This window comes from Pseudophaeobacter arcticus DSM 23566 (genome assembly GCF_000473205.1).
In the GTDB taxonomy this organism is placed as follows: domain Bacteria; phylum Pseudomonadota; class Alphaproteobacteria; order Rhodobacterales; family Rhodobacteraceae; genus Pseudophaeobacter; species Pseudophaeobacter arcticus.
The window spans coordinates 2266098-2286945 of record NZ_KI421507.1; the positions used below are offsets into that span (position 1 = coordinate 2266098).

General features: G+C 58.8%; 26 protein-coding genes and 1 tRNA gene. 26 read left to right on the top strand and 1 reads right to left on the bottom strand.

From position 1 onward, the window contains the following. From ARCT_RS0115070 to ARCT_RS0115195, 26 genes are all read left to right on the top strand, one after another. A tRNA-Met gene (locus ARCT_RS0115070) sits at nt 1–75 on the top strand. Nucleotides 76–100: 25 nt separating this feature from the next. Further along, nucleotides 101–484: a hypothetical protein gene (locus ARCT_RS0115075; RefSeq protein ID WP_027240811.1), complete on the top strand. Its 384-nt coding sequence runs from the start codon at nt 101–103 to the stop codon at nt 482–484. A gap of 103 nt (nt 485–587) precedes the next feature. Next, nucleotides 588–1031, top strand: coding sequence for a gp436 family protein (locus ARCT_RS26260; protein WP_051360792.1), 444 nt, complete (start codon nt 588–590; stop codon nt 1029–1031). Nucleotides 1032–1033: 2 nt separating this feature from the next. Further along, on the top strand, nt 1034–1480 hold the full coding sequence (locus tag ARCT_RS26265) for a phage virion morphogenesis protein (protein ID WP_036784972.1): 447 nt from the start codon (nt 1034–1036) through the stop codon (nt 1478–1480). Continuing rightward, nucleotides 1477–2034 carry a hypothetical protein gene (locus tag ARCT_RS0115090; RefSeq protein WP_027240812.1) on the top strand — a complete coding sequence of 186 codons (558 nt, stop codon included), beginning with the start codon at nt 1477–1479 and terminating at the stop codon, nt 2032–2034. The genes ARCT_RS26265 and ARCT_RS0115090 overlap by 4 nt, the downstream gene beginning before the upstream one ends. After that, nucleotides 2027–2425 carry a phage baseplate assembly protein V gene (locus tag ARCT_RS0115095; protein WP_027240813.1) on the top strand — a complete coding sequence of 133 codons (399 nt, stop codon included), beginning with the start codon at nt 2027–2029 and terminating at the stop codon, nt 2423–2425. Before ARCT_RS0115090 ends, ARCT_RS0115095 begins: the two co-directional genes overlap by 8 nt. Then, entirely contained in the window at nt 2425–2691 is a 267-nt protein-coding gene (locus ARCT_RS26270; RefSeq protein WP_036784975.1) for a PAAR domain-containing protein, read from the top strand. The genes ARCT_RS0115095 and ARCT_RS26270 overlap by 1 nt, the downstream gene beginning before the upstream one ends. A 2-nt stretch (nt 2692–2693) precedes the next feature. Beyond that, the gene (locus ARCT_RS0115105) at nt 2694–2894 is read left to right on the top strand and encodes a hypothetical protein (RefSeq protein ID WP_027240814.1); all 201 of its coding nucleotides are present in this window, start codon (nt 2694–2696) and stop codon (nt 2892–2894) included. Further along, nucleotides 2891–3232 carry a GPW/gp25 family protein gene (locus ARCT_RS0115110; protein ID WP_027240815.1) on the top strand — a complete coding sequence of 114 codons (342 nt, stop codon included), beginning with the start codon at nt 2891–2893 and terminating at the stop codon, nt 3230–3232. Before ARCT_RS0115105 ends, ARCT_RS0115110 begins: the two co-directional genes overlap by 4 nt. After that, on the top strand, nt 3229–4134 hold the full coding sequence (locus ARCT_RS0115115) for a baseplate assembly protein (protein ID WP_027240816.1): 906 nt from the start codon (nt 3229–3231) through the stop codon (nt 4132–4134). Before ARCT_RS0115110 ends, ARCT_RS0115115 begins: the two co-directional genes overlap by 4 nt. Continuing rightward, nucleotides 4127–4699, top strand: coding sequence for a phage tail protein I (locus ARCT_RS0115120; RefSeq protein ID WP_027240817.1), 573 nt, complete (start codon nt 4127–4129; stop codon nt 4697–4699). Before ARCT_RS0115115 ends, ARCT_RS0115120 begins: the two co-directional genes overlap by 8 nt. Continuing rightward, the gene (locus ARCT_RS0115125; RefSeq protein WP_027240818.1) at nt 4696–5871 is read left to right on the top strand and encodes a hypothetical protein; all 1176 of its coding nucleotides are present in this window, start codon (nt 4696–4698) and stop codon (nt 5869–5871) included. Before ARCT_RS0115120 ends, ARCT_RS0115125 begins: the two co-directional genes overlap by 4 nt. 1 nt (nt 5872) lies before the next feature. After that, nucleotides 5873–6526 (top strand): hypothetical protein, encoded by a 654-nt coding sequence (locus ARCT_RS0115130; protein ID WP_027240819.1) that lies wholly within the window; start codon nt 5873–5875, stop codon nt 6524–6526. Continuing rightward, nucleotides 6519–7697, top strand: a complete 1179-nt coding sequence (locus ARCT_RS0115135) for a phage tail sheath subtilisin-like domain-containing protein (RefSeq protein WP_027240820.1) — start codon at nt 6519–6521, stop codon at nt 7695–7697. Before ARCT_RS0115130 ends, ARCT_RS0115135 begins: the two co-directional genes overlap by 8 nt. Before the next feature lie 12 nt (nt 7698–7709). Next, nucleotides 7710–8210 carry a phage major tail tube protein gene (locus tag ARCT_RS0115140; RefSeq protein ID WP_051360794.1) on the top strand — a complete coding sequence of 167 codons (501 nt, stop codon included), beginning with the start codon at nt 7710–7712 and terminating at the stop codon, nt 8208–8210. Between the two features lie 71 nt (nt 8211–8281). After that, on the top strand, nt 8282–8602 hold the full coding sequence (locus tag ARCT_RS26275) for a phage tail assembly protein (RefSeq protein ID WP_051360796.1): 321 nt from the start codon (nt 8282–8284) through the stop codon (nt 8600–8602). 26 nt (nt 8603–8628) lie between these two features. Further along, a complete protein-coding gene (locus ARCT_RS27600; RefSeq protein WP_084300883.1) occupies nt 8629–8763 on the top strand; it encodes a GpE family phage tail protein in 135 nt (44 codons plus the stop codon). 17 nt (nt 8764–8780) lie between these two features. After that, a complete protein-coding gene (locus ARCT_RS0115155; protein ID WP_161631328.1) occupies nt 8781–11603 on the top strand; it encodes a phage tail tape measure protein in 2823 nt (940 codons plus the stop codon). Continuing rightward, nucleotides 11603–12031, top strand: coding sequence for a phage tail protein (locus ARCT_RS26280; RefSeq protein WP_240476324.1), 429 nt, complete (start codon nt 11603–11605; stop codon nt 12029–12031). Before ARCT_RS0115155 ends, ARCT_RS26280 begins: the two co-directional genes overlap by 1 nt. A gap of 175 nt (nt 12032–12206) precedes the next feature. Further along, nucleotides 12207–12410 (top strand): tail protein X, encoded by a 204-nt coding sequence (locus ARCT_RS0115170; protein ID WP_027240824.1) that lies wholly within the window; start codon nt 12207–12209, stop codon nt 12408–12410. Nucleotides 12411–12413: 3 nt separating this feature from the next. Continuing rightward, nucleotides 12414–13394 (top strand): phage late control D family protein, encoded by a 981-nt coding sequence (locus ARCT_RS27605; RefSeq protein WP_027240825.1) that lies wholly within the window; start codon nt 12414–12416, stop codon nt 13392–13394. Nucleotides 13395–13552: 158 nt separating this feature from the next. Beyond that, nucleotides 13553–13771, top strand: coding sequence for a Com family DNA-binding transcriptional regulator (locus tag ARCT_RS28975; RefSeq protein ID WP_084300969.1), 219 nt, complete (start codon nt 13553–13555; stop codon nt 13769–13771). Next, nucleotides 13734–14468 carry a Mom family adenine methylcarbamoylation protein gene (locus ARCT_RS0115180; RefSeq protein WP_205855569.1) on the top strand — a complete coding sequence of 245 codons (735 nt, stop codon included), beginning with the start codon at nt 13734–13736 and terminating at the stop codon, nt 14466–14468. The genes ARCT_RS28975 and ARCT_RS0115180 overlap by 38 nt, the downstream gene beginning before the upstream one ends. A 248-nt stretch (nt 14469–14716) precedes the next feature. Further along, the gene (locus ARCT_RS0115185; protein ID WP_027240827.1) at nt 14717–15337 is read left to right on the top strand and encodes a LysE family translocator; all 621 of its coding nucleotides are present in this window, start codon (nt 14717–14719) and stop codon (nt 15335–15337) included. Between the two features lie 648 nt (nt 15338–15985). Then, complete coding sequence (gene prpE / locus ARCT_RS0115190) at nt 15986–17878, top strand: propionate-CoA ligase PrpE (RefSeq protein WP_027240828.1); 1893 nt, start codon at nt 15986–15988, stop codon at nt 17876–17878. Between the two features lie 171 nt (nt 17879–18049). Beyond that, nucleotides 18050–19480 carry an amidase family protein gene (locus ARCT_RS0115195; protein WP_027240829.1) on the top strand — a complete coding sequence of 477 codons (1431 nt, stop codon included), beginning with the start codon at nt 18050–18052 and terminating at the stop codon, nt 19478–19480. 433 nt (nt 19481–19913) lie between these two features. Here the strand turns inward: ARCT_RS0115195 and ARCT_RS0115200 are convergent, their stop codons facing one another. Continuing rightward, nucleotides 19914–20669, bottom strand: a complete 756-nt coding sequence (locus ARCT_RS0115200) for an NAD kinase (protein WP_036784985.1) — start codon at nt 20667–20669, stop codon at nt 19914–19916. Nucleotides 20670–20848: the final 179 nt, after the last annotated feature.

The window sequence follows — 20848 nt, forward strand, 5'->3', positions numbered from 1 at the left end:
CGCGGGGTAGAGCAGAGGTAGCTCGCCAGCCTCATTAGCTGGAGGTCGCGGGTTCAAATCCCGCCCCTGCACCCAACCCATCAAATAGAAAGGCTGACCCATGAGCGCAGCGAAACTCAAGATTTCATCCGTATCGGCAAACGGCTTTTGGCGCTGTGGTCGCCACTTCACCAAGACAGGCGTCCTTGTGACCGCTTCGGACTTTTCCGAAAAGCAGCTCGAACGTCTCAAAGGCGAACCCATGTTGCGGGTTGCCCCGGCAACCAAAGAGGACGCGGGTCTGGCTGAAGAACGAGCGGCGGCAATTGCAGCGGGCATCAAAACCCTGGCCGCCCAGGACTTCCAACGCGACGGCAAGCCCAAGATTGATGCTTTGAACGAATTGCTGGGCGACGAGCTGGGCAAGATCGCGGTCCCAGAACGCAACGAGATCTGGGACCAGCTTGTGCGCGGGGGTTTCAAAGCCCCCGAGCCAGCGGCCTAGCCAAGATCCCTAGGGTCCAATGATCCACTGCGGCACCGGGGCGCTGCAGTTGGGAAGCCCTCCCCGCCCCGGTCCTCATTCTTTTCACCAGACAGGTGCGCCAATGGCCTATGCCACGCAAATCGACATCACCGAGCTGTATTCTGAAGACGCCCTCTATGTGGCGGATCGGGACGGCGACGGCGTGCCCGATGCGGCGGCGGTCACCCGCGCCCTGCGGTCTGCCAGCGGCGAAATCGACAGCTACCTCGGGGTCCGGTTTGCGCTTCCCTTGCCTGAGACCCCGGACTTGCTGGTGCAATTCTGCGTAGACATTGCGCTCTATCGCCTGGCCCTGTCCCGTGACGTGCTCTCCGATGAGCATCGCAATCGCTATGAGGACACCCTTAAGCACCTCAAAGACATCGCGCGCGGGTCTGCCACTCTGAATATTGCCCAGGGAACGGACGGCGATGACAGCGCGCCAACCGAACCGGATCGCCCCCGCCCCATCGTCGTTGGCGGCCCAGAGCGCGAATTCACCCGTGCAAAACTGCGGGGGCTTTAAGCATGTCAGGCGTTACCGCATCCCTCACAACCCAAGGCCTCAAAGAAGCGATTGCAGCGCTCAGCCGTCTGGAAGGCTTTCAGATGGCTGAGCTGGCAGACGACGCGGGCGCGATCCTTGAAAGCTCCACGCGGCGTCGGTTCGACACCAAGACTGCCCCGGATGGCGAAGCCTGGACCCCCTGGTCTGAAGCCTACGACGAAACCCGCGACCATGATGTGCATTCGTTGCTGCTCGATGGCGGGGATCTGCGCGACAGCATGGCCAGCTACTCCAACGGCACCGAGGCCCATGTTGGCTCTAACCTGGTCTATGCCGCCCACCACCAAATCGGCGGTGAGGAAATCGGCAGCGGTATGCCCGCCCGGCCTTATCTCGGCGTTTCCGATGACGACGAGCTGGACATTCAGGACCTTGTCACCACGCGGCTTGAGGAGCTGATGCAATGACCTCTGCCCCGGATCTTCTCGGCCTCTTGCCTGCAACTGTTTGCGCCGCGATCAAGGATCTGCTGCCGGATCTGCGCGAATGCGAACCGCACGAAGGCAAGTATTCCCTGGAAGAGCTGAAACGTGAGGGCCTGCCCTCGCCTGCCGTCAAAGTCTCTTGCCTGGGCGCGAAACAGGACAAGACCTTTGCCGGTGCCCCTGCCACCTTCATGCTGCAGATGGCCGCTTATGTGGTGACCCGCGACAGCTTGCGAATGCGCCGCGAAGTTGCTGCGGCCAATATCTGCCAAACGATCATGACTTTGGTTCCCGAACAGGACTGGGGCTTGGCAGGGCTTGGCCGCGCGCGCAGCGCCGCCTTGCACAGTCTTGTTTCAACCAAGGTCAAATCCAAAGGCGTCTCCCTTTGGGCGGTGACCTGGCAACAGCCCATCAGCTTTCACCAGCCCGCTTTGCAGCCGCTCGGAATGGCCCTCTATGTGGGCATCGACCCGGCTATTGGTCCCGATCACACCGCGACTTACGAAATCGTAGGAGGTGGCACCGATGAGTGAGCAAGCAGCCGAAGCCGACCGCCGCATTGAAAACCTTCTGCTGACTGGCAAGGTCATTGAAGTTGATCCCCCCAGTGGCAAGGCCCGCGTCAAATGCGGCGATGTGGAAACACAGCTTATCCCCTGGATGACGCCGCGCGCCGCTTCGGACCATTCCTGGTGGCCGCTCCAGGCCGGTGAATGGGTGATGATTGGCGCACCTTCCGGTGACCTGGCCCAGGCGGTCATTCTGGGGGCGGTGCCGACAGGAAAGAACCCGCCCTACGGGGCGGCTGACACCTTCCGCCTTAGCTTTGAGGGCGGCTCCTACATCGAGTTTGCAGGCGGCAACATCACCATCCACGCGACCGGCGACCTGATCCTTCAGGGCGCGAATGTGAGGCTCAACTGATGCCAGGAGTTTCGCGCATATCGCAAGACGCAGCGGGGGGAACCCTGATCGGTGTTCTGGCCCCAACTGTCGTGGTCAACGGCTCCCCGGTCGCGGTGCTGGACTGCGCCGTCGAAGGGCACGGCCTCGTCCCCCACGCGGCCCCGGTCATGGCCGAAGCCAGCGGCACAGTCTTTGCCGGGGGAATTCCACTGTGCCGCACCGGGGACGCCGCAAGCTGCGGGCACCTCGCCACCGGATCAACCAATGTTTTTGCAGGAGACTGACCATGCCCAAGCCTACCAAACCCAACCAACCCACCAAGAACAGCTACGTCGCCAATGCGGATGGCTGGACCGCTGGTGAATGGCGCGCAAAGGGCAGCCCGCTCGAGCTGACCGAAGAGCAGGCCAAATATGAAAACGTCACTCTGGTTCCAAAAGAACCCGCCAAAGCCGCGCCCGCCAAAGGGAGCGCCGCGAAGAAATGATTGGCATGGACAGGCAAACCGGACGGTCAATTGAGGGCGGCGCGCACCTGGCGCAGTCGATCCTTGATATATTGACCACGCCAAAAGGAACGCTGGTGATGCTGCGTGACTATGGCTCCGATTTGCCTGCCGTAATCGACCAGCCTTTGAACGGTGAAACCCTCATTGACGTCTATCAAGCCACGGCTGAAGCGCTCGCGTTGTGGGAACCCCGCATCGAGCTGGGCCGCGTCCAGGTGATCGACGCCCGCGCGGGGTATGCCGAGCTGGAACTGACGGACACCGATGGCAATGTGATTTCCTTGCCTGTCCTAACAAGCGGTGAGGCTAACCCATGAGCGGCTTTATCCCTATCGACCTGAGCAAGCTACCCGCGCCGGAGGTCATCAAGACCGTGAGCTTTGACGCGCTGCTGGACGAGATGAAGGCCGAAGCCATCAGCCAGATGCCCGACCTCGCGCCCTTCCTGGACCTGGAAAGCGAGCCGGTCTCCAAGCTTTTGCGGGTTTGCGCATATTTCCGAATGCTGGACCGGCTGGAATTCAACGACGGGGCACGGGCCAATATGCTGGCGCTGGCGACCGGAACCAACCTGGATGGGTTGGCTGCCTTTTGGGGCGTCGAACGGTTGGTTGTGCAGGCAGCCGACGACAACGTAACGCCGCCTCTGCCTCAGATCCTGGAGGCCGATGACGCGTTCCGCAGCCGCGTACAACAATCACTTGAAGGGCATTCAACTGCGGGGCCTCGCGGGGCCTATCGGTTCTGGGCATTGTCGGCCTCTGGCGAAGTGAAAGACGCAGCTATTTCTTCCGGCGTTCCCGGAGAAGTTCTCGTGACAATCTTGTCGGTCAACGGCGATGGCACCCCGTCAAACAGTGTTTTAAGCGCCGTTGAAGCGGTCCTAAATGATGAGGACGTGCGCCCGATGAATGACCAGGTCACGGTCCAGGCGGCCGAGATCCTGACCTATACGATTTCGGCGCACCTGATCGTGCAATCCGGCCCAGATGCCGGCGCAGTCCAGGCGGCGGCTTCAGCCGCAATTGAAACCTATGTCGCGGCTCAACACGGGCTTGGGCGTGACGTCACCCTGTCTGGGATCTACGCGGCGCTACACCAGCCCGGAGTTGCCAATGTTCAACTCGCCTCGCCAGCCGCAGACATTCCGGTAAATGCCGATCAGGCTGCATTCTGTTCCCCCGGCCCCAGCCTAACTGTCGGAGCGGAAAATGTCTGAGTTTCAATCCATTCTGCCTCCCAACAGCACCAAGACAGAACGGGCGCTTGAACAGGCGTTCGGCGCCCAGAAGCCTGACCTGGCACCCGTTGCTCAATTGATGCGCCCCGGCCTGTGTCCGGCCCCGCTGTTGGGCTGGCTCGCTTGGGCGGTCTCTGTCGACGTCTGGGACCCAAATTGGGCGGATGAAGACAAGCGCAGTGTGATCGCTGGTTCAGTTTCGGTGCACCGGCACAAAGGGACCATAGGGGCCGTGCGGCGCGCCCTGGTGACTGCCGGATATGGCACCGCACAAATTGTCGAAGCAAAACAAAGCGCCCTGTTTGACGGCAGTATTCGCTACGACGGCACCGAGATCTACGAAGGCCCCGACCATTGGGCCGAATACCGGATTTATCTAGACCACCCAATCACGGCCAACCGGGCCATCCAGGTCCGCGACATCCTTGCTCGTGTGGCACCCGCACGGTCGCACCTGAAAGGCCTTTATTTCATCGAAGCCGCCCACAGCTACAACGCTGCCATCTCGTATGACGGCAGCTTCACGCACGGAGTTGTCCAATGACCAACCTTCCCGAGGCAGCCGAATGGGCCGCCGGCATCTACCAAATCGAGCAAACAGATCCGGTCCTGGGTGGCCCGCCAAACCTTGCTGCCGGTGCCGGTATTGCCAATGTGCAGGCTGAACAGCTCGCCAAGAGAACTGCCTGGCTGAAACAAGAGATTGCAACGCTGCTGGCGACCCAGATTTCGACCTGGAACGGGATCACCGGCGGCGGCACTCTCGACGGCGGTTTGACCCTGACTGCGGATCTGGCGGACTGGGGCGAAGCCCAGGCGGGCACCAGCGCGTCCAAGGTGATGAGCGCGCTGCGCGTCAAACAGGTCGTCGACGCTGCAATCGACGCTCTTGTCGGGGCCGCGCCTGCCCAGATGGACACGCTCAACGAGCTGGCGGCGGCCATCACCGAGAATGGTGACACCTCGTCGGCGCTCACCGCGCTCATTGCCTCAAAACTGGATGCGGCCACTTACACCCCGCAAGATATCCTGGCCAAATTGCTCAGCGTCGACGGGACCGGTTCTGGGTTGGATGCGGACAAGCTGGACGGGCTGCAAGCCACTAGCTTTTTCCGAGCGGACCAAAGCGGCGCACTGACCAACCTTGGTGGATCAAAGCAGATTTTCCAAGGCTGGGCCGGTGACGGGTCGCGCTGGTATTTGACCCCTAGGAAATCAGACGACTCCAATTGGGATTGGGATTTCGAATTTGGCTTTTCCCGCCAAAATGATTGGTGGTACTGCGATACAGATTTCGTGATCAAAGGGCACAAGGCCTGGCACGCAGGCAACCACGGCGCAGGCTCTGGGCTGAATGCTGACATGCTCGACGGAAAACATGCCTCCGAATTTGCGCTGATGGGATCAAACAATCTGCCGTCTGCCTGGGTCAATTTTAACGGCCAAGGGACGCTGCAAGTCCGAGATGCCCTGAATGTGTCCAGCGTCACAGATCTTGGTGCCGGGCTTTTCAGGATCAATTTTGCCACACCGATGGCTAACACAGACTACGGCATTTGGAGCTTCGCAGGACTGGCACTGGCTGCAGGCGATGAGCGCGGGCATTGCTACATAAACGCCAAAACAGCCAACTATCTCGAAATTTACACTGTCAATGTGCACGGCACCGCAGGCGATTGGGATGACGTGTCTGTTTTAATTATGGGGGGGCTATAACATGGGCTCTGCAATCGTTTACCGCCTCGCCGAAGGTTCTGCCGCGCTAATGACACCTGCGCCTGGGCATGATGCGTCCGAACTGGCTACGTCTTTGCCAGAGGGCACAGTCTTTTTCATCAAGGATACCTCCGAAATCCCGCCTGTTGGGATTGATCAGCTTGATGTGGATTTTGACAGCGAAACGGTCACACAAAAGCCGCCTAACCTTGAAGCGCTCAAAGCCAGCGCATTGCTAGCCGTGCGTGAAATCGCGCAAGAGATCCGTGGTCATATTGCGACCTCTGCGCCGGTCGAGCGCTCCCTAAACTGGATTTTGAAAGCGGTTTACGGGGCTGCCTGGAAGGCCAACGAGACCGCTGCAAACCCTGCCCTAGCTCCTTTCAGTGCCATAGCCGAGGCCGGGTTCAAACTCGAAACAGACCTAACCGGCGAAGACCCCGTGACAGTCCGGGACCGTTCTTTGGAAAAGGCCACGCTGTTCTTTTATGCCAACCAACTGGTCGAAGGCATGGAACGCCTGGCTGAAGACCGCATCCCTACCGCCACTGACACGGCAGAACTCGAAATCATCATCACCCAATTGCGGGAACTGGAAACCCAAGCCCGCAGCAATCTCGAAACCCTCAACGATGGAGGCAATTCTAGTGCCTGAACAGTTTCTTCATGGTGTGGAAGTCATCGGCATCGATGACGGCATCCGCCCAATCCGCAACGCCAAAAGCTCGGTGATTGGTCTCGTCGGCACCGCCCCGGACGCCGCAGGGTTTCCGCTCAATAAGCCTGTGCTTATCAAAGGGCCGCGTCATGCCTATGAACTTGGTGCAGGCGGGACCCTGCGCGACGCCTATCTGGCCGCCTATGAAAACGGCGCGTCCGAAGTGGTTGTCGTCGCCGTCGCAGAGGGCGCGGACGCTGCCGCGACCAAGGCCAATGTGGTCGGCAGCGCGGCCACCGGCACTGGCGTTTTCGCCCTGGAAAATGCCCGTAGTGTCCTGGACATGGTGCCACGCATCACCGCCGCGCCAGGCTTTACTTCCGGGCTTCCGGCAGACGGCGTGAACCCGGTGGTTTCCAGCCTTATCACGGTAGCCGAAAAGAACCGGGCAATCGTCTTGAAAGACGGCCCCAACACCACCGAAGAAGACGCCAAGCTGGACCGCGACAACTACGGTTCCGAACGGCTCTTTATCGTGGATCCTGCCGTCACGGCGTTTGATGTGGACAGCGCTTCAGATGTGACCCGCCCGGCTTCGGGCTATGTCGCCGGTCTGATCGCCAAGAACGACGTGCAAAATGGCTACTGGCATTCGCCGTCAAACAAGATCCTGCGCGGCATCACAGGCACCGCCCGCCCGGTCGGGTTCCACCTGAGTTCGGCGGCAACCGAAGCTAACCGGATGAATGAAGCCGAAGTGGCGACCATCATCCGCAGCAACGGCTTCCGCCTTTGGGGCAACCGCACCACCAGCGCCGACGCCCAATGGGCCTTCCTGTCGGTCGTGCGCACCAATGACATCATCGCCCAAAGCATTGCAGACGCGCATCTTTGGGCCATGGATCGCCCAATGTCCGCGCAGCTCTTCATGGACGTGCGCGACGGGGTTCAGGCCTTTGGCCAGGGATTGGTTCAGCGTGGCGCTTTGCTGGGTTTCAACTGCTGGATGGACCCGGAACTGAACACCGAGACCACCCTGAAAGCGGGCAAGCTCTATCTCGATTATGATCTCGAGCCGCCCGCACCGCTGGAGCACCTGATCTTCCGGGGTCACCGCAATGGCGACTACTACAACGACCTCGTTTCCAACGTGAAACAGGCTGCATAAGGAGACACGGACATGATGCAGTATCCTCGCACTATCCGCAATTTCGGCGCCTTCATTGACGGTCGCAGCTATTGCGGCCGGGTCACCGAAGGCAAGCTCGCAGAGCTGAAGATGCAGACCGCCAGCCATCGCGGCGCGGGCATGGATGCCCCCGTTGCAGTCGACATGGGCATGGAAGCCATGCGCACCGAATTGACCCTGGCGGAATGGCCGCCCGAGTTGATCAAGATGTTTGGCACCCGCCAGCGTCTGACCCTGCGCCCTGGTGCCATGGGGGAGGAGGATTTCACCGCCGACACCTTTGTTGCCACTGTGGGCGGGCGGTTTTCCGTCACCAACTTTGCCGATCTGAAACCCGGCTCGGATGCGCCTCTCAAGCTCACTGTTGAGACCGACTATTTCCGCATGTTGCACAACGGCGAAGAGCTGTTCGAGATCGACGTGAAGGCCGGGAAACGGATCATCGGCGGCGTTGATCAATTGGAGGCCCTGCGCGCTTCAATGGGCTTTTAAAGCCCCTTTAAACTTCAGGGCGCGGCGGTCCACGCCGCGTCATATATCCCCTCAAATTTAGAGTGAACCCAATGACAAAAGTCAGCAAGTTGAATGCCGTCACCCTGTCCACCCCCATCACAATTGACGGCAAGGAAGTGAAAGAAATCACTCTGCGAAAGCCCAGCACGGGTGAACTGCGCGGCCTTGGCACGGTAGATATCTTGCGCATGGAGGTCGACACCATGCTCAAGCTCCTACCCCGGATCACCCAACCGCCTCTTTCTTCCCTCCAAATTTCCGCTGAAATCGCGCTGGAGGACTTCACAGAGTTGGCGACCAAGACACTGCTTTTTTTCGCGAAGAAGGAGCAGTTGGACGGTCAACTGTTGGAGCTGGAAGCAGCCCCCTAAAGCTCCCCGAATACGTGGAAGACGCCATGGCCGATATCGCCTCCGTCTTCCACTGGCCAACTGATGCCATGGACGCCATGCCCATCGAAGAACTGGCCATGTGGAGAGAGAAGGCGCGGGAACGCGCCGAAGCACAGAACGGCGGAGGTGATCCGCCCTAAGCATGGAGCTGGCTAAAGTGGCCCTCGGAAATCTCAACATTGCGCTGATTTTGAAGCTGGTTGACCAGGTGTCTGGCCCAGCCCGAGGCGCAGAAGGCGCTCTGCGCCGGATCGGCGATGTCACCGAACAGTCCGGTCGCGCTGGTGTTGACTGGGCAAACCGGCAGCTCGAAGCCAATCAGGCGCGCCGATCTGCCCTCCAGGGGGAAGCTCTTGGATTGCTTGCCCTCGGCGGCAGTCTGATGGCTCTAACCGAACCCGCCATCCAGGCAGAGCAACGCCTGGCCGAAGTCTCAAAAGTGGTGGATTTTGAATCTCCTGAAGGCTTCAATATTCTGGCAAAAGATATCCGCGAACTGGTGACCTCTGGCGGGCTTGCTGCCACGGCCCAGGGGATGACAGATATCATCGCTGCGGCGGGCCGAATGGGTGTTGTGGACGCCAACCTGCCAGACGACGTCAAGCGCCGGGAGCTGCTGGAATTCGCCACTGATGCGGCCAAGATGAGCGCCGCCTTTGGTATCTCCGCAGATGAGGCCGGAACGACCCTGGCGCGCTGGCGGCAAAACCTGTCGATGACCCAGAAGGAAGCTATGGTCCTGGGCGATACCGTCAATTTGCTTGGCAATACCATGGCCACCAATGAGGCCGACATTCTCTCGGTGATCAACCGACAAGGCGTCGTTGCGCAGACGGCGGGTCTCGCAACATCTGAAATTGCCGCCTTGAGCGCGACCCTTTTGGCTGCTGGCGCACCGGCTGAAATCGCGGCCACAGGCCTGAAAAACTTCACCAACGCATTGACCAGGGGCGAAAGCACCACAAAGCGCCAGGCTGCCGTTTACAAAGCCCTCGGCATTGATCCTGTGTACATGGCCAAAAGGATGCAAGAGGACGCCTCAGGCGCAATTCTCGAAGTCCTGGGCGCCTTTGAGAAGATCCCGATGCACGCCCGCAGCTCCATGGTCGGGGATCTGTTCGGAGAAGAAGCCAAGGGCGCAATCATGCCCCTTATCCAGAACACCGAGATGCTGGAAAAGGCCTTCGCCAAAGCCGCCGACACCGCAAGCCTGCTGGGCCTCATGGAAGAAGAATACAGCCGCCAAGCGTCAACCACCCTGGTGCAGCGCCAGCGTCTGTTTGAATACGCCAAAGGGCTTGCCGTCGTCGTGGGCACGGTGCTGCTGCCCCAGCTCAACGAGCTGATGGAAGCCGTCATGCCCTTGATCGCTGCGACCTCTGAATGGGCCGCAGCGCATCCCGATTTGATCAATGGATTTATGAAGGCCGCCGTGGGGCTGTTTACCTTCAAACTGGCCTCCATAGCCCTGCGCTGGACGTTATTCTCTATCCTGCCGCCCTTCCTTCACATCATTCGCGCGGGCAGTTGGATGCTGATTTTGGCACCAAAGCTTGCCCGTGGCCTCCTGGCGCTTCTAAGCCCGATCAAACTGGTTCGCGGTGCCCTTGTTGCCATTCGCATGGCCTTTATCGCCACCGGGATCGGCGCGCTCCTCGTCGCCGTGGGCATGGCCGCAGTGTGGATCTACAACAACTGGTCGGGGCTTCAGGCCTTCTTTGTCGGCTTCTGGAACGGGTTCAGGGAAGCCCTAGGCCCAGCCGCGCCCATGCTTGATGCCATTGCCGATTCCGTGAAGGGGATTTGGGAGTGGCTGGGCAATCTCCTGGGGCCGCTGGACGCCAGCCTGGAACAATGGACGGCCTGGGGCACAAGCGCGGGTGAAGCCGTTGGCGGCTTTGTCGCCAAGCTCAGCGAATGGACCGGTGTTAACGGAGAAATCCTGGCATCCGCCGCAGCGCTCTATGCTGGGTTTTCGGCGCTACGATTTATTTGGTGGCTCCCTACCGCCCCTATCGTCGCCGCTGGGAAACTCTTGGCTTGGGTTGGAAAAGGCCCCCTAAAGCTCTTGCTCTCAGGTGTTAGGGTATTGGCCGGTGCCTTTGTCCGTCTAGGTCTTTTGGCCCTGGCAAATCCAATCGGCTTGATCATCGCCGCCGTCGCCGCGCTTGCCTATGTCGTCTATGACAACTGGGACAAGATTGTGGCCAAGGTCACCGAAAAGATTGAAGTGGTACGCGCCGCCTTTGACGAAGGGCTGATACAGGGCGTGTTCAAGCTCCTGTCAGAGTTCAACCCCTTCACCCTGGCCGTTGAAGGAATGATCGGGCTTCTCGCCTATGTGATGGATCTGCTCGGCGTTCCTGAGCAAATCATCGAGAAGTTCAAAGAGATCTCCCTGTTCGCGACCGGCGTCACCCTCATGAAATCCCTTTGGGACGGGATGGCGTCGATTGTGGACCAGGCGGTGAATTTCATCGTCCAGAAGCTGAAGGACCTAAAACCCGACTGGATTTCAGATCTTCAGGCTTGGGTGAGCGGCTCCGGGGATACCCCCGCCGCCCCACAGTCTAGCAGCACACGACGACGCACCAGGGGCACCCGCGATCACGGCGGGCCGGTTATGCCGGGTGTGCCCTATTTGGTTGGGGAGCGCGACGCGGAGATCTTTGTGCCAGGCGTAGCGGGCAGCATCCTGCCCACCCGCGTAATGAAGGCGGCCATGGCCGCGACCGTCATGGCTACGCCCAGCTTTGCCATGCCCACCAGTGCCGAAATCGAACAACGCATCGACCCCAGACCAGCCCTGGCAAAGCCCGCACCCGCAACGCAGGTCCACCGCGAGGGCGACACCATCAGCATTCACATCGCGCCGCCTCCCGGCACCGACGAGGAAACTATCGCCCGCCTGGTGATGCGAGAATTGAACCGCAGAGACAACGAACGGCGCGCTGATCTGCACGATGGAGTGGACTACTGATGCAGCTTGGAATGGTCATGATGGCGCTGGGTGTTTTTCGCTTTGGGATCTCCAGCGGATCTTATCAAAACTTCTCCCGCTCAGCGTCCTACAGGTGGGGCAAGGTCAACCGCATTGGCCGCGCGCCAGCTCTGCAGTTCACCGGGCCGGATGCCGAAACCATCAAGCTTGATGGGGTCATTTACCCCCATTTTAAAGGCGGTTTAAGGCAGGTTGAATTGATGCGCCTGCGCGCCAAAGCGGCCAAACCCATGATGATGGTGGACGGCCTCGGCTGGGTCTGGGACCGCTGGGTAATTGACCAGGTGGAAGAGCGCAAAAGCGTGTTTCTCAGGGACGGCGCCCCGCGCAAGATCGAATTCACCCTATCCCTGAAATCCTACGGCAAAGACAACGGCGTCTTGTCGTCCTTCCTTGGGGGGCTGTGATGGCGTCTACAAAGAAAGACCTATGGGGTGTCTACATGGACCGCGCATTTCATTTCGACGCGCTCGGAACTGATGCGGCCGACAAGGGGGAGTACGTACTCGCAATAAGCCAATTTCGCATGATGAAGTTTTATGTGGCCATGGCAAAGCACGCTGTAACATCGGAGTTGCCGTCATGACCACTTACCGCACGACCGACGGCGATATGGTCGATGAGATCTGCAAGGTTCACTACGGCGACGAGAGCATGACCGTGGCCGTCTACGAGGCCAATCCGGGTCTCGCCGAGCGCGGCTCCATCCTGCCAAAAGGCTTGGAAATCACCCTCCCCGAAAAAGCGCCGGCACCCGTGCGCCAGCCTGTTCGGCTGTGGGGGTAGGTCATGAAAGTTGCCTTCCAAATCATCGCCGATGGCAAAGACGTCACCGCAAATTTTGCCGACCGGCTCATTGGCCTAACCATCGTCGATGAGGCTGGCAATAAGTCTGACCGGGCGGATATACAGATTGACGACCGGGACTATGCCGTGGCCCTGCCGGAGACCGGCGCCAAGCTGAAAATCTCGCTTGGATTTGTCGGAGATCTGGTCGAAATCGGCCACTTTGTCGTAGACGAAATCAGCGGCACCATGGCCCCAGACACATTGTCGATCGGGGCCAAGGCGGCGGATATGCTCGGCGGTATTCGTGCCCGCAAATCGCGCTCCTGGCGCGACGTCTCAGTGCAAGACATCGTCCAGAAAATCGCCTCTGAGCATGGGCTGAAACCCGTCATCAGCGAAAGCCTGAAGGCCCAGAAATTCGCCTATCTGGCACAGACGACTGAGAGCGATTTGAATTTCCTAACCCGTATCGCCAAGGATCTGGACGCCGTTGCAAAGCCCGCAGGTGGTGCCCTGGTGGTTGCCAAGCGCGGCGAGAACAAGGCCGCTGACGGCTCTGACCTTCCTGTTTTTCAGGTGGATAAATCCCAAATCTCCGAAGGCAGTTGGCAGATCAACGGGCGCGGAAAATACCGCTGCGTGATTGTAGAATGGACCGACCCGGAAACAGCCGAAGTGCAGACCTGCACAGCCGGAAAAGACGACCCCAAGCTAAAAATCCGGCACCGCTACCCTAACAAGGCAGAGGCACAGCGGGCAGCCGATGCGGCCCTGGAGCGCGGTGGCCGGTCCAGTGGAAAAATTGACATTCGCTTGGGCGGGTTCTGGGGCGATCTGATGGCCGAGGCCAAGGTCAATCTCACCGGCATCAAACCCGAACTGGAAGGCGAATGGCTAATCACCAACGTCACCCACCGCCTCGGCAGCACATTGACCACCAGTTTCAAGGCAGAGCGCGACAATGAGAAAGCGAAATCATAGCCGAGCAAGACGCCTCCCGGTCACGGGAGGTTAAAGGGTGCTTCAACACCCCTTAACACGGGTCCAAATTCTGACAATGACCCCGCCGACCAGCAAAAGCTTCATGGCCGCTCCCTGTCCTCGAGGACCCGGCCTTCATGAGGTGATTCCACTTGACGTTGCAAGACCAGCGTTGCGGCGAATGCCGTAGATTGCTATTCAAAATTGAGCCTGGCGCATTAAGCGGCGCGCTCTCTATCAAGTGCCCAAGATGCAAGGCACACAACACCCTGAGGCCACAGAGCCCTTCACCAAAGCGCCGGGAACATTCCCAAGAGCGCGATGGAAAGGACGGGCCACATGCCCAAGTTTCGCCATTGGATTTCATCCCGACATAGCAAACCCGTGGGAGAGCGTATCGTTCTGCCCTTGACCACGGCCTCCCAACCTCAGCTCGACAAGACAGGCCCGTCTCAGGTCTCCAAACACCAGCTATCACTTGCCTGGATTGGCTATCATGACGCGCTTTGGGCCTGCCAAAATTGGCACTACACAAAGAAAATTCCAGTCGGAAAAACCGTGAAAGTCGGCGTCTTCGAAGACGGTAAGTTCATCGGGGCCGTGATCTTTTCGCGGGGGGCCACCCCTCGCATCGGTTCACCCTACGGTCTTGAACAGACTGAAGTCTGCGAATTGACCAGGGTCGCCTTAACCTCTCACAAATCGCCTGTGACACAAATCATCAGTGAGGCACTGAGCATGGTCAAACAGGCCAATCCTGGCCTGCGCCTGGTTGTCTCTTATGCTGCCCTTGAAGAAGGTCACCATGGCGGCATCTACCAGGCGGGAAACTGGATCTACGAGGGTTGCGTCAAGTCCCATGTCTTCAAGATCGGAGACGAGCTGGTCCACGGTCGAAGCATGAGCCTGCGCACAAAGAGGCTAGGCATGACCTATGCGGAATATGCCCAGTCTCTGGGGTTTAAACAGCTCCCTCGAATCCATCTCAAGCGGCATAAATACTTGATGCCATTGGACCGAAAGATGCGGCGACAGATAGATCCGCTGTCAAAGGAGTATCCTAAAGCAGAGTGAAGAAGAAGTTCCTGGCCTAGGCCGGGAACCACAACTGTCGCATGTCACTTTAAAAGGCTGCTGTGCGCAGGTAGCGAGCTTTGCAAAGTTTGATCCATTTCCCAACAGCGGCCTTTCATGTAGCCTGCAGCGAAAGCCGGGTGAGAGCCCTTAGTGACCGATGCTGCGCAGTTCACGAATGTCCGGGTTCGGTTGCGCATCCGCCGGAAACACTAAATGCTATACACGGCAACAGGAGACCATTTGATATGAGCTTTGAAACTTGGTTGGCATATTTAGCTGCATACACGATCCTTTCGCTCATTCCTGGACCCAGTGTCTTGATGGTGATTGGTCAGTCGCTATCCAAAGGTCTCGGCACTGCTTTTTATTGCATCTTCGGTGACTTGCTCGGCGGCATTGTCATGATGACGTTTGCGTATGTTGGGCTTGGTACGGTTCTGGCAACATCCAGCGAGATTTTCCATATCATCAAATGGGCGGGCGTCGCCTATATGGCTTACCTAGGGTTAATGCAAATTCTGGCCGCACGGCGCATGGTCGAAAGCGACCTGATCAGTGCAAACCCATTTGTCGCTCGTTCGGACAGCTTGCGAGCAGGATTTCTAACTGGCGTCCTAAACCCGAAAGCGATCCTTTTCTATGTTGCCTTCCTCGCCCAGTTCATGAATCCGGCGCATCCCATGATGCCTCAATTCCTGTTGCTGATGGCAACATCGACGATGATCGTTCTCTTTGTCTTGGGTGGATATGCGCTTCTGGCAGCGCAGGCACGAAAGGCCTTCCAAAGCCTACGTGCCCGAAAACGGATGGGTTACACTGGGGGATCATTTCTTTTGGGCGGCTCTGCTTTGTTGGCAACGAACTGAAAGCCGACATCCGTTCCGAAAATTCGAATGGAAACTTAGTCCGCATACCACCAGTTCGCGACGTGCGTAGCCAAGGTCAGCTAACACAGATTCGTGCCAATGGATGTAGGGTCGCATTGGGCTGGAAGCCGAGCACCTTCAAAAGCCTTTAAACACCCTTTAAAGACCTCCGCCGCCCGACGATTTAAACGGTTTGGGCGGCGGATTTTTGGAGTTTGAAACGGGAAGTGTCCCAAACATCCCTCGCCGCCTCAAACCAGCCGCGCGGCTATGGGCTGGTCAAAGGCTCGATTTGGGGTTAGAAAACAGGGAATTCGTCAAATTAGTTTGCTGCAACGGGAAGTGTCCCGTACTGCAACGCGAAGTGTCCCGCTACAGTCCCGCTACAACGGGAAGTGTCCCGTACTGCAACGCGAAGTGTCCCGCTACACCTCACAGCATTAGCCAAGCGGACTTAGCAGTTTTGCAAAAATTTGAAAAAGTTGCTCCAAAACCCATAATTCGCACGAGTTTGCAAAAATTTGCAGGGCCTTCGGGGCTATAGTGCAAATTTTTGCGCGTCTCTGTGACGCAAGGTTATGATGATTGCTTGCTCCGGAGCTGCGCTTGCGCATAACTCTTTTGAAACAAAACGCGTGGAGGACGCCGATGTCTTACAAAGAGATATATGCCAACTGGAAAGCCGATCCTGAAGCCTTTTGGATGCAGGCCGCCGAGGCAATTGATTGGGTGGAGGCCCCGACCAAAGCGCTGACCGACAAGGGCGACGGGCTGTATGAATGGTTCGCGGATGCCCGCGTCAACACCTGCTACAATGCGGTGGATCGCCATGTCGAGGCCGGCAGAGGCGAGCAGACGGCGATCATCTATGACAGCCCCATCACCCATACCAAACGCGAGATCTCTTATGTGGAGCTGCGCAACCGCGTGGCCAATCTGGCAGGCGCACTGCGGGCCAAGGGCATCGAGAAGGGCGATCGCGTCATCATCTATATGCCGATGATCCCCGAGGCGCTGGAGGCCATGCTGGCCTGCGCCCGTATTGGCGCGGTGCATTCGGTTGTCTTTGGGGGCTTTGCCGCCAATGAGCTGGCAGTGCGCATTGATGACGCCACCCCAAAGGCCATTATCGCTGCCTCCTGCGGGTTGGAGCCGGGCCGTGTCGTACATTACAAACCGCTGCTGGACGGCGCCATCGAGCAGGCCGCGCACAAGCCCGAGTTCTGCGTTATCCTGCAACGCGAACAAGAGGTTGCCGAGCTTATTGAAGGCCGGGATGTCAACTGGCACGGCTTCCAGTATGGTGTTGAACCTGCCGAATGTGTGCCGGTGGAAGGCAATCATCCCTCCTATATTCTCTACACCTCTGGCACCACGGGCCAGCCCAAAGGGGTGATACGTCACACCGCCGGTCAGCTGGTGGCGCTGAACTGGACCATGAAGAACATCTATAACGTCGATCCGGGCGATGTGTTCTGGGCGGCGTCCGATGTTGGTTGGGTCGTGGGCCACAGCTATATCTGCTACGCGCCGCTGATCCATGGCAACACCACGATCGTCTTTGAGGGCAAGCCCATCGGCACACCGGATGCGGGCACCTTCTGGCGGGTGATCTCGGAACATAAGGTCAAAAGCTTCTTCACCGCCCCCACCGCATTCCGTGCGGTCAAGCGCGAAGATCCCAGGGGCGAATTTGTCGGCAAATATGACCTCAGCTGCCTGGGCCAGGTCTATCTGGCCGGTGAGCGCGCCGATCCCGATACCATCACCTGGGCGCAGGATAAGCTGAAGGTGCCAATTGTGGACCACTGGTGGCAGACCGAAACCGGCTGGTCGATTGCCGCCAACCCGCTTGGCATTGAAGAACTGCCCACCAAACTGGGCTCCCCTGCGGTGCCGATGCCCGGCTATGAGGTCGATATCCTGGACGAAGGCGGCCATCCCATTGCCGCCGGAGAGCTGGGGGCCATTGCCATCAAGCTGCCCCTGCCCCCCGGCACCTTGCCAACCCTGTGGAATGCCGAAGAGCGCTTCAAGAAAAGCTATCTCACCACCTTTCCCGGTTATTATGAAACAGGGGATGCCGGCATGAAGGACGAAGACGGCTATCTCTATATCATGGCGCGCACCGATGACGTGATCAATGTCGCCGGGCACCGGCTGTCGACTGGCGCCATGGAAGAGGTCCTGGCAGGCCATCCGGATGTGGCGGAATGCGCGGTGATTGGCGTCGCTGACCAGCTGAAAGGTCAGGCACCACTGGGCTTTCTCTGCCTCAATGCCGGGGTTGATCGCGATCCCAGCGAAATTGTGGCCGAAGTGGTCAAGCTGGTGCGTGAAAAGATCGGACCTGTGGCCGCCTTCAAACTGGCCATTGTTGTTGACCGCCTGCCCAAGACCCGTTCGGGCAAGATCCTGCGGGGCACCATGGTCAATATTGCCGATGGCACCGCCTGGAAGATGCCGGCGACCATTGATGATCCGGCGATTCTGGATGAAATCACCGTCGCCCTGCAGAGCCTTGGCTTTGCAAAGGGCTAGCAACTGACCGATGTGGTCGAAGGGCAGCCCTGCCTTTCGACCACATAACGCACAGCTCAGCCGAAATCTTGTCCGATGCGCTAATTTCTAAAAACGGAAACCGGAATTACCTCTGGTTTCCCTTGCAACCCAAAATCACCGCTCTACCCTGCCGCGCAGGAGATGAGCAAAATGAACACAGATGATATTTGGCGCCTGAGCGCCACCGAACTTTCCACCCACACCCGCGCTGGCGATATTTCCGCCGAAGCGGCGGTACAGGCCTCGATTGACCGGATGAATGCGGTGAACCCTGGCCTGAATGCGGTGGTTGAAGACCTGAGCACCGAGGCGCTGAACCGCGCCCGGGATCTCGACAAGGCCCGCACAGCGGGTGCGGCGCCGGGGCCGCTTCAGGGGCTGCCCGTCACCATCAAGATCAACGTCGATCAGGAAGGCCATGCCACCTCTAACGGGGTGACAGCCTTGAAAGACCTGATTGCGCCCGGGGATGCGCCCGTGGTCGCCAATTTGGAAAAGGCCGGCGCTGTGGTGATTGGCCGAACCAATACGCCCGAGTTCTCCTTTCGCGCTGATACTGATAATCCGCTGTTTGGCCGCACCCATAACCCCTGGGGGCGACATATTTCCCCCGGAGGCTCATCCGGGGGGGCTGGTGCTGCGGTGATGGCGGGTATTGGCGCCCTGGCCCATGGCAACGATATCGGTGGCTCGCTGCGGTTTCCGGCGGCGGCCAATGGCGCGGTGACAGTAAAACCAGGCCTGGGACGTGTCCCTGCCTGGAATCCCAGCCAAAAGGCAGAGCGCGGCATGCTGGCGCAGTCCATGTCGGTGCAGGGACTGATCACCCGCTCGGCTGCGGATCTGCATCTGGCGATGCCGTCGCTGATTGCGCCAGATCCGCGCGACCCGTTTCATGTCCCCCTGCCCTGGCGCGGAGAGCCTCTTGAAGACCCGATCAAGGTCGCCTTTACTCGCAACACCTTTGGCTATGACCTGCACCCAGAGGTCAATCTGGCGCTAGAGACAGCCCGTGATGCGCTGACAGATGCTGGCTATGTCGTTGAGGAGGTTGAGCCCCCCAATGTGTTTGAAGCCGGGCGCACCGGTTATCGGGCACTGATGGGTGAAGTCTATGCAATGATGAAGCAGGACGTCGATGCCGCCGGCTCCGATACCGTCCGCCAGATCTTTGACGTCTATTTTCAGGAATTCCCGCCCTTTGCCGGCACTGAGCTGTTGCAGATGATGGCCAAGCGCAGCCACTATGCGCGCCAATGGTCCATGTTCATGCAGGACTATCCTTTGGTTCTCACCCCGTTCCTGCCGCAGCCATTTTTCAAACCCGACCGCGACACCGAAGGCGCGGAAGGCGTGCATGAGGTACTAGGCTGCGCCGTCTATTCCTATGCTATGAACTATCTCGGCCTGCCTGCGGGCTGCGTGCCTGCGCGATTGGCCCCGCTGGCAAGCGGGCCGCAGCCGATCAATGTGCAGATCGTCGCCCGTAGCTGGCGCGAAGACATGGCGGTGGACGCCTGCATCGCGATAGAGCAGCGGGTTGGTCGGTTTAGTCCACATCTTTGGGATCTTATGGCCTAGGGCCCCCCGGCCCCAAGAGGTGTTTCACGGCCTCACAGCCACCCGAAAAAAACAGGCTGTGAGGCCCCTGTCCAATAGGGCTGCTGATCTGTAGGACGGACCAGCTGACACCAAAGGAAACCGGGAGATAGAGCGACCCATCTCCCGGCACCTTTCGTACAATGAAAACTCGCTGACGCACGACTGCCTTCCGCCAAAGGGGCCAAATTCGTCGCTCAAGACGGAACCAGCTCCAGCTAAAGGCAAACAAGAAAGCAAGACGCCCTGCCTGAAACTCCCGTTTGTTCAGAGTGCCTCAGTCCAGAGGCAGTGCACCAGCCCTCTCACAAAAATGTGATCGCATGTCGCACAGAGCCGTTTCGCCATAGCCACCTAAAATTTGCCTGCTATCCGGCTGAATTTCATCAGATTTAACCAGATGCACAGGGTGTTTTCAGGTAAACTGCTCTGAGATCAGGCGCTCTTCCAGGCCATGACCCGGATCAAACAGGATCTTGTGCCGGATGCTGGGTTCGGTCTGAATTTCCACCCATTGGATATCTGGGCAGGAGATAGAATCCGCATCGGCCATGACCGGCCGTTTGTCCGCCTCCAGCACGTCAAAGCGCACCTTGGCGCAGCTGGGCAGCAACGCCCCCTGCCAGCGACGCGGGCGAAAGGCGGCAATAGCCGTCAGCGCCAGCACATCAGAGCCAATGGGCAGGATCGGCCCATGCGCGGAATAGTTATAGGCGGTGGATCCCGCCGGGGTGGAGACCAGCGCCCCGTCACAGACCAGCTCTGACAGTCGTTGGCGACCATCTACCGAAATCTTCAGCCGTGCCGCCTGCGGGCCTGCCCGCAGCAGTGAGACCTCATTGATCGCCAAGGCCTTGTGGACGGCACCATCCCTATCCATCGCGGTCATCGACAGGGGATTGATAATCTCTTCCTCTGCCGCCTCAAGCCGGGCAAGCAGGCCATCCTCATGGTATTCATTCATCAAAAAACCAACCGTGCCCCGGTTCATACCATAGACAGGCAAGGCCAGATCAACCGCCTCGTGCAGGGTTTGCAGCATGAAGCCGTCCCCCCCCAGAGCCACGATCACATCGGCATTTTCCGGCTGCGCATTCCCGTGCTGTTTCACCAGGGCATCACAGGCCGATTGCGCCACGGGGGCGTCACTGGCCAAAAAGGCGATTCTCATTGTCACTAAACCCTGTTTCCGGTGTGAGCCATTTTGTTCCGAAACAAGCACAGCTGAACCACAAAGACCAGTGTTGCCGCTCTATGTTCGATTATTGCCGCTTTACAGCCTTTAAGATCTGTGATGTTTCCGATAGGAAATCTCACAGATTACCCAACCCTGCCACCTCCTACTTAGCG

What these genes read in the sequence shown, in the direction of transcription:
- ARCT_RS0115185 (WP_027240827.1), top strand. Translation starts at nt 14,717, where the DNA reads ATGAGCTTTGAAACTTGGTTGGCATATTTAGCTGCATACACGATCCTT.
- ARCT_RS0115180 (WP_205855569.1), top strand. Translation starts at nt 13,734, where the DNA reads ATGCCCAAGTTTCGCCATTGGATTTCATCCCGACATAGCAAACCCGTG.
- ARCT_RS27600 (WP_084300883.1), top strand. Translation starts at nt 8,629, where the DNA reads ATGGCCGATATCGCCTCCGTCTTCCACTGGCCAACTGATGCCATGGAC.
- ARCT_RS0115095 (WP_027240813.1), top strand. Translation starts at nt 2,027, where the DNA reads ATGAGTGAGCAAGCAGCCGAAGCCGACCGCCGCATTGAAAACCTTCTG.
- ARCT_RS26280 (WP_240476324.1), top strand. Translation starts at nt 11,603, where the DNA reads ATGCAGCTTGGAATGGTCATGATGGCGCTGGGTGTTTTTCGCTTTGGG.
- prpE (WP_027240828.1), top strand. Translation starts at nt 15,986, where the DNA reads ATGTCTTACAAAGAGATATATGCCAACTGGAAAGCCGATCCTGAAGCC.
- ARCT_RS27605 (WP_027240825.1), top strand. Translation starts at nt 12,414, where the DNA reads ATGAAAGTTGCCTTCCAAATCATCGCCGATGGCAAAGACGTCACCGCA.
- ARCT_RS0115195 (WP_027240829.1), top strand. Translation starts at nt 18,050, where the DNA reads ATGAACACAGATGATATTTGGCGCCTGAGCGCCACCGAACTTTCCACC.
- ARCT_RS0115110 (WP_027240815.1), top strand. Translation starts at nt 2,891, where the DNA reads ATGATTGGCATGGACAGGCAAACCGGACGGTCAATTGAGGGCGGCGCG.
- ARCT_RS26260 (WP_051360792.1), top strand. Translation starts at nt 588, where the DNA reads ATGGCCTATGCCACGCAAATCGACATCACCGAGCTGTATTCTGAAGAC.
- ARCT_RS0115105 (WP_027240814.1), top strand. Translation starts at nt 2,694, where the DNA reads ATGCCCAAGCCTACCAAACCCAACCAACCCACCAAGAACAGCTACGTC.
- ARCT_RS0115090 (WP_027240812.1), top strand. Translation starts at nt 1,477, where the DNA reads ATGACCTCTGCCCCGGATCTTCTCGGCCTCTTGCCTGCAACTGTTTGC.
- ARCT_RS26275 (WP_051360796.1), top strand. Translation starts at nt 8,282, where the DNA reads ATGACAAAAGTCAGCAAGTTGAATGCCGTCACCCTGTCCACCCCCATC.
- ARCT_RS0115125 (WP_027240818.1), top strand. Translation starts at nt 4,696, where the DNA reads ATGACCAACCTTCCCGAGGCAGCCGAATGGGCCGCCGGCATCTACCAA.
- ARCT_RS0115120 (WP_027240817.1), top strand. Translation starts at nt 4,127, where the DNA reads ATGTCTGAGTTTCAATCCATTCTGCCTCCCAACAGCACCAAGACAGAA.
- ARCT_RS0115140 (WP_051360794.1), top strand. Translation starts at nt 7,710, where the DNA reads ATGATGCAGTATCCTCGCACTATCCGCAATTTCGGCGCCTTCATTGAC.
- ARCT_RS0115130 (WP_027240819.1), top strand. Translation starts at nt 5,873, where the DNA reads ATGGGCTCTGCAATCGTTTACCGCCTCGCCGAAGGTTCTGCCGCGCTA.
- ARCT_RS0115170 (WP_027240824.1), top strand. Translation starts at nt 12,207, where the DNA reads ATGACCACTTACCGCACGACCGACGGCGATATGGTCGATGAGATCTGC.
- ARCT_RS26265 (WP_036784972.1), top strand. Translation starts at nt 1,034, where the DNA reads ATGTCAGGCGTTACCGCATCCCTCACAACCCAAGGCCTCAAAGAAGCG.
- ARCT_RS0115115 (WP_027240816.1), top strand. Translation starts at nt 3,229, where the DNA reads ATGAGCGGCTTTATCCCTATCGACCTGAGCAAGCTACCCGCGCCGGAG.
- ARCT_RS26270 (WP_036784975.1), top strand. Translation starts at nt 2,425, where the DNA reads ATGCCAGGAGTTTCGCGCATATCGCAAGACGCAGCGGGGGGAACCCTG.
- ARCT_RS0115200 (WP_036784985.1), bottom strand. Translation starts at nt 20,669, where the DNA reads ATGAGAATCGCCTTTTTGGCCAGTGACGCCCCCGTGGCGCAATCGGCC.
- ARCT_RS0115075 (WP_027240811.1), top strand. Translation starts at nt 101, where the DNA reads ATGAGCGCAGCGAAACTCAAGATTTCATCCGTATCGGCAAACGGCTTT.